Below are 12,521 nucleotides of genomic sequence, written 5' to 3'. Positions count from 1 at the left end.
TTGGTATAAGACAAACGCGATGTGAAAGGAAAAGGCACTTAACATAAGTTAAGTGCCTTACTTCTAACTATCTACCTGCGCGACGTAATGCGCTTGACGTAAATTCGTTATCATTAAACGATTGTGAAAAATCGTACATTTTTTCTTGGTTATCTAAACCAATTGCTAAATAACGACGTGAATTTAAATCATGATAAACTTCAAGCGTACTCCACTGAGTAGGTACTTCGTAATAGTTAAGGCCATAAGCCATTGCTACACGGTAAAGTTGGTCGCGGTTATCATAAATATCCGTAACCTGTACTTGCCAGCTATCTTCATCAATGTAAAACACACGTTTTTTATAGATATGGCGTGTATCGTCTTTTAAGTTAGCTTCAACAACCCAAACACGGTGTTTTTCGTAACGTGTATGTTCTGGATTGATATGACCAGGCATTAAAATATCATCGTACTCTAGCTTATCACTATGAAGTTTATAGCTGTTGTAAGGTATATATAACTCTTGCTTACCTTTTAGCGTCCAATTGTAACGATTTGGCGAGCCATTAAACATATCAAAGTCATCGGTAGTGCGCAGGCTATCGGCTGCTGTGCCTGGTGCATCATATGCAACATTAGGTGCACGACGAACGCGACGTTGTCCCGAGTTATAGGTCCATGCTTGGCGCGGCGTTAATATTTGGTCCATCGTTTCATGAACTAATAACGCAGTACCCGCTAAACGCGCAGGCTCTGTAACGCTTTGTTTAAACTTAAACAAAATATTTGAGTCTTGAAGCTCCGCAGGTGTTGCACTAGGGTCTGAGTATTTAACTAATAACTGCTCATCAAAACCAACATAGTTATAAGAACCAGATGCAGTCGGTGCGGCTTGACCACCAAAACGCTCAATAGATTGGCCACGGTAACGTAATAAGTGATTCCAAATTGCCTCTAAACCAGTTTTAGGAATAGGGAAAGGAATACCAATCGCTGTATTTTTAATACCATTACCGCCTTCAATTAATTCAGCAGTCGGTGCAAACTTTTTAGTCGCGTCATAAACAAACTGAGGGTATGAAGCTGAGCGGCGTGTTTCATACACTGGCATTTTAAATGTGTCCGGGTATGCTTCAAATAAAGCAATTTGACCTGGGCTTAGATTGGCTTTGTACTTTTCAATATTACTTTTATCGATAGTAAAAAGTACTTTATCAGCTGTAAATGGGTCAAGGTGATGCATACCAGCTTCATAACCTGCAGGAGCTGCTGTAATGCCGTTATTCCAAGCCGGAATAGAACCATCAGCATTAGCTGCTTTTTCTGCACCCATTGGCGTTAAATTTTGACCTAATTGAGCAACTTCATCAGCGCTTAATTTAGCTAAAGCTGCGCTACTTGCAAACAAGCTACAAAATGCTGTAGCGATGAGGGTAGGTTTTTTAATCATAGTAATGTTACCCCTAAATAGAATATTTTAAGTTAAAAGAAACGTAATCGCGGTCTGAGAAAGTATTAATATCGCCGCCGCCCCAAAACGAGTTATAGCTCACATCAAGTGACCACGCATTTTGGTAGTTAAAGTTCATAGTTGCACCTAAAGATTTACGATCTTCGATAAATAAGAACATAGGATCTGGTGTATTACCATTTACGTCATGAGAAAATACAAAACGTGGCGAGAAGTTAATACCGTTATATAGGTTAAAGTAATCACCTTTAGCAATTAAGCGATACCCCCAAGAAGACGCAGTAGCAAATGATTTTTCTTCAGCGCCATTTGATAAACCAAGTTGCAATGTTGAGTAATCAGTTGTACCAGGGCCTGTAATTGTTCCACTGCGGCCAGTACCCGAAACATTTAAACGCATCTCATCGTATTCTGGCATATTATGAATTTTTACTGCACCTACTTCACCAACAACAGCCCAACTATCTGCACCTAAAGAAGGACCAAATAAGTGGGTAGCAGTAAATTGAATTTGTGACGTATCACGTTCAATATAGCCTTGAGCAACTTCACCCGCAGCAACAGAACTAATATCATCGCCAAAACTCATTTGCGAAATACCTGCAAAGTCTGGACGAAGACCTGCAAGCGCTAACTGCTCAGGCATAGCTGTGTACAGTAGCTCTACGTCATCAATTTGCAGTGGCTCATCTTGACGAAACGCAAATTCACCTGCAAAGGCTGTTTCACCGATAGTCGTATTAAAACTTAAACCATATAGTTTAATATCTTCAGGGTAGTCATTTTCAGCTTTTGAAAAAGCGGTCAAATCAGCAACATTATCTGACGTAATTTCTGTTGTCATGATCATTGCTAAATCTTGTGCAATTGCTGCTTGCGAAAAGTTTGATACACGACCAGATATAAGCGGACGACGACTGTGATAATTCACATGGTATAATGCAATCTCAGTATCATTAAACTCAGGTAAAAATATACCTAAACGTAAACCGTATTGGCCACCATCTTCAGGCTCATTTTTACCATTATCCCCTTTGCCTTTAAGCGCAACCTTAGTTGGATAAGCAAGATACATCTGGGCTAATAAAGCACTCCCTTCAGCACTTGAAGGATCAATACCTTGAGCAGCGGCTGCTAATGCAAAATCGGATGTTAGGTTATTCAAACTATCAGTTAAAAAAGCAACATCAATATCAGGATTAGACGTAAAGCCTAATTGAACATTCTGCTGATAACCATTTTCTGCTGCAAAGTCATTAGTAGAAAAGTATGTACCTGCTGCTGGTAAACGCGTTTCCTGCCATTGGTATTGGTAGAAACCTTCAAGCGTAATGTTCTCAGTAATACCAAGCGATGCCCAAAGCATACCTATTGGTATAAATGCTTCTTTTAATTCAGCGCCAGGAGCTTTTAACCTATCTATATCAACTGGGTTTACGTTAATACCATGAGATATAAGCGTACTTTCACCCCAGTTAACTACTTGCTGACCTAAACGGACAGACAAAGGGTTATTACCATCATTTAAATCAAAATCGGCCCATACAAACGCATCTAATAAACGTATGTCGGCACAGCTTTGTGCTTTAGTATCTTTATCATCACATGGATCAACACCTTGCCCTGATGTAGGATTTGAATAAGCGTGGTAGCCATCCATTAAAGCAAAGTCGTAAAAATACATGAAGCGAGTGAACAAACCGTAGTTATCTTTATTTATTGAAAGGTCGTGTGTTCCCTTCAATAGTTTTGAGAATGAGTCACCACTATCAAAATTTAAATTACCAGCATCACCGTTATTTGAATAAGACCCAGGTTGAGCCCATACATCTTGAGATGAATAGATAGTGTTACTTAGCGCAGGATTGTATCCTGTCCAATCAAATGCTGGATTATTACTTTTACCAATTAGGTTAAAGTCTCTATCCTCTACGCGAACACTTTGCCCATATGAAAAAGTTGAATCGAAGGTAATATCAAAACCTCCAGCTTCAAATGTTACAGCTTGAGTACTTGCTGCAGATAAACCTAAACTAGCGGCTGCTAAACCTATAGCGATTCTATTTTTAACAAAAAGCGATCTTCTTATCATTTTGGTTCCCCCCTGTCGCGGGTCATTTTGTGTGATCAAGTTATTGTTTTTAGTGTAATCATAACGATAGAAGCGAATCAGTGAAATTACAAATACTCGCTCAAATCAGTCATATACTTTTTATTCTGGTTAACGCTTACGTATTGGTAAGACGTCGTACCAGATAATTTATACACGTTATTTAACAATAGGACAAATTGAAATTAACAAAAATACAATATTTTTATGGTTTTATAACATAAAAACAGGGAGCTAAGCCACTTGTTCAATACGAATGAATTTATTTTCGGGGGTTAATAACATTCTAAAACGCCCTCTTATACCTAGGCTGGTAATAAAAGGTCTTAAATGATTAGCAGAAAAACGTACTGTTTTCCCGCCATCTTCTACAACTTGTAATGAGCTAAAACGGCCATGGTAGTAATCCATGCACTCGTTATAGCTCAATCTTAGGCTAAAATAATACTCAATCATTTATGCGAGCGCTTTTTCAACCTTTTCATACAAGTCAGCACTTAGGCCATCGAGGTTGGCTAAACGCTGTAATTGCAATTTCATTGCGTGTGAGCGTACATCATCGTAACGCTTCCACGACATAAATGGTGTAAGCATACGAGACGCATTTTGTGGATTAATTGCATTAAGTTTTATTAATAAATCACCTAATAACGCATAGCCTTGAGCATCTGATCGATGAAATTGCGCTGTATTAAAGTGGCTAAAACTTCCTACAAGTGCACGTACACGGTTAGGATTTGAAAAGTCAAAACACGGGTGTTCATAAAGTGCTTTAATATTTTCTATCGCATTACTGCCTGATTGCATAGCTTGCAGTGCAAACCACTTATCCATGACTAAAACATCATGACGCCACTGACTATCAAAATGACTCAAAAGCGCTTGTCGAACAGGGTGTGAAGCTTTTACCACTGCGCTTAGTGCGCCAAGTACATTAGTCATATTAGTCGAACTTGCAGCCTCCTTAATAAAGGTTACAGCCTCAGGTTTTTGTGTTCTAGCAAGGTAGTGCAAGCATATTTGTTTTAAAGCACGATTCGCAACGGAGGTTGCACTTACACTGCCATCATCTTCAAGAGATTCGTAACAACTAAGTAATTCATCAGCAAGTTCATCAGCAATTTGTTGCTCAAACTTTTCTGTTATTTCGATAATCTCATCAACAGGTATTACATCAAATTCAGCAGCTAACGTGTCAAAACTTGGCAATTTAAACAGCTCTGCAATTAAAGCTAAATCGCCCTCTTTGGTGTTTATAAGCACACGTAGCGCATTTATAATTTCGCTACTTAATACGCTATTCGTTGTATCGGTGATTTGAGATTTAATCGCCTTAATGAATAGCTGCTGTTGTGCATCCCAACGTGAAAAATCACTGCGCGCAAAACGCATAATATGCAATAGTTCTGGCTCTGTTGTTTGCTGATTTAAAATACAAGGAGCAGAAAAGTCTTCGAGTAAAACTGCAACAGGCTTTTCTAAAATATTGTCAAAGCTAAATGTTTGGGTCGTATTTGTTACATCAAGTACATGATCTAGCTTTTTACCTTTATATTGCAGAGCAATACTCTGCCCGTTGGCATCAAGTAGTTCAATAGCAAAAGGTATATGAAGCGGTTTATTCTCTGGCTGATTAGCCGGCGCTGTTTGCTCGATTGTCAAAGTGTATGTATTTGAGCTGCTATCAAATTTTTGAATTGCATTTAAACGCGGTGTACCTGATTGGCTGTACCATTGTTTAAATTGCTCTAAATTAACGCCTGATGCATCGCTCATCGCACTAACAAAGTCATCACATGTAACTGCTTGCCCATCGTGGCGCTCAAAGTAAAGTGTCATACCTTTTTGGAAGTTCGTTTCACCCAACAATGTGTGCATCATACGGATAACTTCAGCACCTTTATCGTATACAGTAACTGTATAAAAGTTATTCATTTCAATAACTTTCTCTGGGCGAATTGGATGAGCCATAGGGCCTGCATCTTCACTAAACTGATGCGTACGCATTACTTTAACCGCATCAATTCGGTTAAGTGCACGAGAGCCTAAATCACTGCTAAATTCTTGATCCCTAAAAACCGTTAAACCTTCTTTTAACGATAACTGAAACCAATCTCTACAAGTAACTCGGTTACCAGTCCAGTTATGAAAATACTCATGCCCTACAATAGATTCAATCGTATGGTAGTCTTTATCTGTGGCTGTTTCTTGATTAGCTAATACGCATTTGCTATTGAAAACGTTCAGCCCTTTATTTTCCATCGCGCCCATGTTGAAAAAATCGACGGCTACAATCATATAAATATCAAGGTCATACTCTAAATTAAAGCGCTCTTCATCCCACTGCATTGCTTTTTTAAGTGAAGCAATAGCATGGGGTGTTTTAGATAAATTACCTTTATCAACAAACAATGCTAACTCTACATCCCTGCCGCTTTTAGTTGTGTACGTGTCTTTTAAAACATCAAAATCGCCCGCTACAAGTGCAAATAAATAGCTCGGCTTTTTAAATGGGTCTTGCCATTTTACAAAATGACGACCATCTTGTGTTTCACCACTGTCTACTTGATTACCATTAGAAAGAAGTTGCAGATATTTTTTATCGGCAATGATAGTTACATCAAACGTGGCAAGTACATCAGGGCGATCCATGTAATAGGTGATTTTTCTAAAACCCTGCGCTTCACACTGTGTACAATACGCACCGCCAGATAAATACAAACCCTCTAGAGAAGTATTTGTCTCAGGTGATATCTCGGTCACAATACTTAATTGGCAACTATCCGGTAAATTATTAATTATTAGCTGCTCACCAATAATTTCATAATCAGTTATATCGACCGTATCAACAGATAAAGAGAGTAAGCGTAAATCAATACCATCAAGTACTAAAGGTGCTTTTTTATCACCAACCCGCGTTAGTGTTAGCAAAGAGCTTACTTTGGTTGATAATGGCTGTAAGTCAAAGGTTAGCTCTGTGTGGTCAATTAAAAAATCAGGAGCTTTATAGTCTTTAAGATATTGTGCTTGAGGTTTACTTGATTCAGTCATAGATACTCCAAAACAGCTCCTTTTCAGTTAAAAGGAGCTGTTTAAAATTAGGCGGATTGTTTTGGCTTAATACGTAAAATTTTAATGCCTAAGTAGGCATAAACAACCGCTAAAACAGGGTTAATTAAGTTAAAGAAAGCGTAAAGTGCATAATCAAAAGGGTTTATTAGTAAAACGCTTTGCATATATGCGCCACACGTGTTCCATGGAATTAGAGGGCTGGTAATTGTACCGCCATCTTCCAATGTACGAGATAAGTTAACAGGCTTCAAACCACGTTTTTCATATTCATCTTTAAACATACGACCAGGTACTACAATTGCAATATATTGATCGGCCGCTATCACGTTAGTACCAATACACGTTGCTATTGTTGCCGCAATTAACGATCCCGTACTTTTAGCTATTTTAAGTATGCTTTTAACAAAAATATCCAAAAGGCCTGTTTTTTCCATAATTGCACCAAACATCAGTGCAGTCATAATAAGCCATGTGGTTGTAAGCATTCCGGACATACCGCCACCACTTAGTAGAGAGTCCATTTTGTCATCGCCTGTACTTATGCTAAAACCATCAAAAAACGTCGTCCAAACAAGCTTAAAGTAGCCAACTAGCTGTCCTTGAGAAACATCAATTTGGCTAGCAATTAAATCAGATTGAAACAACATGGCCCAAACAGCGCCTACAACAGCACCGATAGAGATAGCAGGAAAGGCCGGCATTTTTTTAATCGCTAAAACTAAAAGTACAATTAGCGGGATTAGCATTTCAAAACCAATATTAAAGTTTTGCTGTAAAATAGCCGTTATTTCATCAATACGCCCCGCTTCGCTTGAAGCAGTTGCGTTAAAGCCCATGAATATAAATATAATCAGTGCAATTACAAAACTAGGCACTGTCGTCCACAGCATATGTTGAATATGCTCAAACAAATCTGCGCCTACAACTGCTGGCGCTAAGTTAGTTGTTTCTGACAGCGGGCTTAGCTTATCACCAAAGTACGCGCCAGATATAACAGCGCCTGCTGTAACTGTTTGCTCAAGTCCAAGACCCGTTGCAACTCCTAATAAAGCAACACCTATTGTAGCGGCAGTAGTCCAAGAGCTACCAATGCTCATAGCTACAATGCCACAAATTAAACAACTCGCTGCGTAAAACCAACTTGGGTTTATAACTTGCAAGCCATAATAAATTAAAGTTGGTACCGTTCCAGAAAGTAGCCAAGTGCCAATTAACGCACCTACCATAAGTAAAATTAGGATAGCTCCAAGCGAAAGCGTTATACCTTCAATCATGGCTTGTTCTAACTTTTTCCATGTATAACCGTTTTTAAGCCCAATTAAAGCCGCTGCAAAAGTAGCAAATAAAAGCGCAATTTGGTTGGGCCCTGATGAAGAGTTATCACCAAATAAGTAAACTGCAGCACCTAGTAAACAAATTAATACAGAGATAGGAATTAACGCATCAAAAAACGAGGCGGGCTTGATTGGTTTGTCATCCAATAGCTTCAAAGTAGAGACTCCTAGACACACTTACTGTGTGTTTAATTATTATTTTTAGCACGTTAAGCGCATTAACTGAGCGTCATTAATCTAGCTCAAATTTATGTAATCAAAGATTATAACAATTTAGTAAATTTTAGGTAGTAAAAAAGGCGCTAAAGCGCCTTTTTTATAGAGGTAAAACCAGTTATTACTTCTTAGCTATACGACCATAATTAATATAGTCTTGAGTAATTAATGCAGCTTCTTCTAAAAATGGGTCAAGCTCTTCAATTACCTCTGGTAAATCGTCTAAGTTTTCTACCGGGTCTTTACCTAAACGCTTAAGACGTTCGTTAGTACGTACAAGTGCACGTGCTTCACCTTCATCTTTTTCTTTAATACGCGTAGCTTCAACTAAAGAGATAGTTTTACGGTCTTTCTCTTCGTTGTATAAGGTAATGTCATTAAATACATAACCAAATTCTGGTTCTGATTTAATTCGTACTTCGTGTTGCTTCTCAAGGTAGGTAATAATAGGTGTTAAATTACCTAACTTTTTGTATTTCGCTTTAACAATGCTATCCCAAGGAAGTGCATTATCTTGCTTACTTTCGCCCCACTCTGCAGGATCGATTGCTGATGGAAACGAAATATCAGGGATCACACCTTTATGCTGTGTACTCCCCCCGTTAATGCGATAAAACTTAGCAATAGTATACTGTACACTACCTAGCGCATTATCGTATAGGTCATAAGCGCGGCCTAAGCCTTTGTGCTGCTGTACAGTACCTTTACCAAATGTTTGCTCGCCAATAATAACCGCACGACCGTAATCTTGCATTGCTGCTGCAAATATTTCAGAAGCAGAGGCACTGTAGCGGTCAACTAAAACAGTTAAAGGGCCATCGTAATAAGTTATACCATCGCGATCTTTTTGCTCTTCTATACGATTATTTAAGGTATGAATTTGAACAACTGGACCTTGGTCAAAAAACAAACCTGACAATTGAGTCGCTTCATATAAAGAACCACCACCATTTTGGCGTAGGTCGATAATAATGCCATCAACTTTTTCTTCTTTAAGCTTAGCCAGTTCAACTTTTACATCTTTAGAAAGGTTATTGTAAAAGCCAGGAATTTCAATCACTCCAACTTTACTTGTTAAGTCAGAGTATTTGGCTTCAAATACTTCTGATTTAGCCGCTCTATCTTCAAGTCGAATTTTATCACGAGTGATTTCAACAACTTTAGGTGCACCGTGAGCGTCAACACCTTTTAAGTACTGTAGACGTACTTTAGTCCCTTTAGGGCCTTTAATTAAATCAACTACGTCATCTAAACGCCAGCCAATTACATCTACAAATTCTTCGCCATCTTGGGCAACGCCGATAATGCGATCATCAGCTTTAATTTGATCTGTTTTATCTGCAGGGCCTCCTGGCACTAAGCTGCGAATAACAGTGTAGTCTTCATCAGGGCTTAGCACGGCACCAATGCCTTCAAGCTCTAAGTCCATATCCATTTTGAATTGCTCTGCACGACGTGGCGATAAGTAAGACGTATGCGCCTCAATACTGCGTGCTAGCGAATTCATAACAATTTGAAAAGCATCTTCTGAATTAGATTGTACTAAACGTTTTTCTGCATTTTTATAACGTTTGGTCAGAACTTCTTTAATGCCTTCCCAATCTTTACCCGTCATTTTTAAACGCAGTGCATCGTACTTTACACGCTCACGCCAAATTTCATCAAGCTCAGCTTGTGACACAGGCCATGCCGAATCTTCACGGTCATAAAAGTATTCATCTTCTTTATCAAACGTCATTTCTTTTTCAAGTAAAGTAAGTGAATACTCGTAACGTTCAAAACGGCGTTTAAGACTTAAGTTAAAAATATCAAACGTAAATTCTAATTTACCGGTAGTAATCGCGTTGTCAAAGTCATCACGATATTGCTCAAAAGAGGCAATATCGCTGGCTAAGAAAACGCTTTTATTAAAATCAAGGGATTCGATATAACGATCGTACACTTTACTAGAAAGCTCATCGTTAAATCGAACCGGTGTATAGTGTGAACGAGCAAATAAGCTAGCCACTCGTTTGCTAGCAGTACCATGTTGACTCTCTTGCTTAAGCTGGGGTAAATCGTCAATTGTAACGGCTTCAACAGCAGCAAATAATGAACCTGAAAACAGGGCAGCAACTAACGGAATGAGCGTAAACTTTTTACTCATACACAACTCCTTAATTTATTTACAACTTAAACAATATATAAGCTGTCAGCTTTGGTTTTAACTTGCATGCCTGTAACTAATTCAACATGAACATCATCTTTGTTCACTTCAGTGATTACTGCGTTTACAAGTGCTTGGCCAAGTTTAACCTTAACCTTATTATTAACCTTGACCTCAGTTGCTGGTAAAGGTTCAATTTTTCCTGAACGTTTAGCCGGCGCTGCTTTAGCAGGTTTGTTAGCTGCAGGTGCGTTTTTATCGCCTGCTTTACTAGCATGAGCTGGTTTTTTCTTGAAAGATTTAGAATCAGAATCTTGGCGTGGACGCTGTTGTTTTTTGCGTTTTGCCATTTTAGCACGGCTTTCTTCCAATGCTTTTTGTGCATGGTCGATATGCTCTTGCTCAACTTTTTCACCTTGATTACCATCAAGGTCAATACGAAACTCTGACTTAGTCACAGCTTCTAAATAACGCCAATTAGACGTGTATTTTCTAAGCGCTTGACGAACTTGAGTCTTACTTACTTTTTCAGACCCTTCAATACGCTCAGCAATATCTTTAAAAATACCTACTTTAAGCGGCTTGATGCCATCTTTTTGTTTAAAACATTGTGGGAATTCTTGATATAAAAATTCCAACACTTCATTAATATCTTTTAGCTTGTTTGTGGTTTCCATTTTAGAACCTATTTTTCACATCTTTTCATCAAGGGACGAATCGACGTAGTGTGTTACCCAGTCGACCAACTCTTCGAAATCGGCTTCTATTACAGCCATATCACCCCGAAGGTGTTCCCAAATACCATTAATTGTTTCATCAATAAATTCACATTCTGAATCATCTGGAAGACGATCCCATGCAATATGAATTAAATCATTGAGCGTTTCCGCTACATGCTCTTCTTCGCCTTCCCAATCGCCAACATCTTGCACAGCAAATAGGTAGTCTTGAACATTTAGCAAATCTTTCATTACAGGCTCGCCTCTAAGCATTTCACTAATGCTTCAAGGCCAACTTTATCATCAGCATCAAATCGGCCAATACTTGGACTATCAATGTCTAGTACTGCGAATACTTTACCATGTTTCATGATAGGTACAACTACTTCAGAATTAGACGCTGCATCGCAGGCTATATGCCCGTCAAAAGCGTGAACATCTTCAATTAATTGTGTTTCTGCGGTTGCCGCAGCTGTTCCACATACTCCTTTCCCAACGGGAATACGGATGCATGCGGGGTTACCTTGAAACGGGCCAAGTACTAATTCAGTAGGAGAATCCATAAAGTAAAAGCCCGCCCAATTTACATCTTCTAAAGAGGTAAATAACAGCGCGCTTATGTTTGCCAAATTGGCAATTACATTAGATTCACCAGCTATCAGCGATTCAGTTTGCTTAACTAATGACTGGTAAAAATCGTGCTTTTGCATACCAAACTACTTCTTATTAAACATACAGTAGCTAAAGGTACTCTTTGTCGTGAAAAATTGGAACCTTTTGGAGGTAAAAAAAAGGAAATTGCACCGTTTATCAGCGTGCTTGGTTAATAATGCTGCGATTATTTTTTTACCGATTTACGAAGACCAAATAAAAACAGTCCAGCTGCAAATGCTGACATAACACTATTAATCAAAAATATCTCACCAGTTGATGCACTTAATAAGTAACTGAATATAGCGCCACCTAACAAACCAAGGGTTAATACACCTGAATAATTAACTTTAGAATACTTAAACATAAGTAAATATCCTGGCACGACAAAAGCCGCCATTGTTAAACCTACAATATGCGCATTTGAGATAGCAGTCATCAAAAGTTGAAAAAATACGGATAGGAAATCACCCTGTAGCGTTAGTGCGTAATACAATCCTAACAAGCTGCCAATAATTACCGGGGACAATAATGAAAGCGCGACGCTTTTTGCGAGTTGATGTTTCATCTAATAATCCTTAATACAGAGTATAAATTTTAATGTATTAAGCATGCACCAAGATCTAAAGCTTAGAAATAGAGACTATGGTCGTAATTTATGATGATAAAACGCGCTATTTCTACCTGTAGTTATTTATTTTACAGGCACAAAAAAGCCCGCTAAATTAGCGGGCTATTTTGTTATATGGTGGAGAGATAGGGATTTGAACCCTAGATGGGCTATAAACCCATGCCGGTTTTCAAGACCGGTGCATTCGAC

Annotated in this window: 10 protein-coding genes; all 10 read right to left on the bottom strand. The window is 38.6% G+C overall.

From position 1 onward, the window contains the following. Window positions 1-67: 67 nt before the first annotated feature. Window positions 68-1,432 (bottom strand): DUF1329 domain-containing protein, encoded by a 1,365-nt coding sequence (locus WNY79_RS13540; RefSeq protein WP_170070824.1) that lies wholly within the window; start codon window positions 1,430-1,432, stop codon window positions 68-70. A 13-nt stretch (window positions 1,433-1,445) separates the two neighbouring features. After that, window positions 1,446-3,545 carry a DUF1302 domain-containing protein gene (locus tag WNY79_RS13535; RefSeq protein WP_076924576.1) on the bottom strand — a complete coding sequence of 700 codons (2,100 nt, stop codon included), beginning with the start codon at window positions 3,543-3,545 and terminating at the stop codon, window positions 1,446-1,448. Between the two features lie 252 nt (window positions 3,546-3,797). Next, on the bottom strand, window positions 3,798-4,019 hold the full coding sequence (locus WNY79_RS13530) for a DUF2835 domain-containing protein (RefSeq protein ID WP_033036512.1): 222 nt from the start codon (window positions 4,017-4,019) through the stop codon (window positions 3,798-3,800). After that, a complete protein-coding gene (pepN, locus tag WNY79_RS13525; RefSeq protein ID WP_342876101.1) occupies window positions 4,020-6,614 on the bottom strand; it encodes an aminopeptidase N in 2,595 nt (864 codons plus the stop codon). Window positions 6,615-6,661: 47 nt separating this feature from the next. After that, complete coding sequence (gene nhaC / locus WNY79_RS13520; protein ID WP_007586912.1) at window positions 6,662-8,125, bottom strand: Na+/H+ antiporter NhaC; 1,464 nt, start codon at window positions 8,123-8,125, stop codon at window positions 6,662-6,664. Window positions 8,126-8,306: 181 nt separating this feature from the next. After that, window positions 8,307-10,331: a carboxy terminal-processing peptidase gene (gene prc / locus WNY79_RS13515; protein WP_076924574.1), complete on the bottom strand. Its 2,025-nt coding sequence runs from the start codon at window positions 10,329-10,331 to the stop codon at window positions 8,307-8,309. Between the two features lie 26 nt (window positions 10,332-10,357). After that, entirely contained in the window at window positions 10,358-11,008 is a 651-nt protein-coding gene (gene proQ, locus WNY79_RS13510; RefSeq protein WP_024600504.1) for an RNA chaperone ProQ, read from the bottom strand. 15 nt (window positions 11,009-11,023) lie between these two features. Beyond that, window positions 11,024-11,302, bottom strand: a complete 279-nt coding sequence (locus tag WNY79_RS13505) for a hypothetical protein (protein ID WP_002961910.1) — start codon at window positions 11,300-11,302, stop codon at window positions 11,024-11,026. Beyond that, window positions 11,302-11,760, bottom strand: a complete 459-nt coding sequence (locus tag WNY79_RS13500; RefSeq protein ID WP_076924573.1) for a GAF domain-containing protein — start codon at window positions 11,758-11,760, stop codon at window positions 11,302-11,304. The genes WNY79_RS13505 and WNY79_RS13500 overlap by 1 nt, the downstream gene beginning before the upstream one ends. A gap of 128 nt (window positions 11,761-11,888) precedes the next feature. Further along, complete coding sequence (locus WNY79_RS13495; protein WP_007586920.1) at window positions 11,889-12,269, bottom strand: hypothetical protein; 381 nt, start codon at window positions 12,267-12,269, stop codon at window positions 11,889-11,891. Between the last annotated feature and the right edge of the window lie 252 nt (window positions 12,270-12,521).

The organism is Pseudoalteromonas sp. AS84, from assembly GCF_038900255.1.
Classification (GTDB): Bacteria; Pseudomonadota; Gammaproteobacteria; order Enterobacterales; family Alteromonadaceae; genus Pseudoalteromonas.
This window is presented reverse-complemented; position numbering and strand designations above follow the sequence as displayed.

Bases quoted from the DNA above. Each gene is read 5' to 3' on its own strand.
- WNY79_RS13540 (WP_170070824.1), bottom strand. From the start codon at position 1,432: ATGATTAAAAAACCTACCCTCATCGCTACAGCATTTTGTAGCTTGTTT.
- WNY79_RS13535 (WP_076924576.1), bottom strand. From the start codon at position 3,545: ATGATAAGAAGATCGCTTTTTGTTAAAAATAGAATCGCTATAGGTTTA.
- WNY79_RS13530 (WP_033036512.1), bottom strand. From the start codon at position 4,019: ATGATTGAGTATTATTTTAGCCTAAGATTGAGCTATAACGAGTGCATG.
- pepN (WP_342876101.1), bottom strand. From the start codon at position 6,614: ATGACTGAATCAAGTAAACCTCAAGCACAATATCTTAAAGACTATAAA.
- prc (WP_076924574.1), bottom strand. From the start codon at position 10,331: ATGAGTAAAAAGTTTACGCTCATTCCGTTAGTTGCTGCCCTGTTTTCA.
- proQ (WP_024600504.1), bottom strand. From the start codon at position 11,008: ATGGAAACCACAAACAAGCTAAAAGATATTAATGAAGTGTTGGAATTT.
- WNY79_RS13505 (WP_002961910.1), bottom strand. From the start codon at position 11,302: ATGAAAGATTTGCTAAATGTTCAAGACTACCTATTTGCTGTGCAAGAT.
- WNY79_RS13500 (WP_076924573.1), bottom strand. From the start codon at position 11,760: ATGCAAAAGCACGATTTTTACCAGTCATTAGTTAAGCAAACTGAATCG.
- WNY79_RS13495 (WP_007586920.1), bottom strand. From the start codon at position 12,269: ATGAAACATCAACTCGCAAAAAGCGTCGCGCTTTCATTATTGTCCCCG.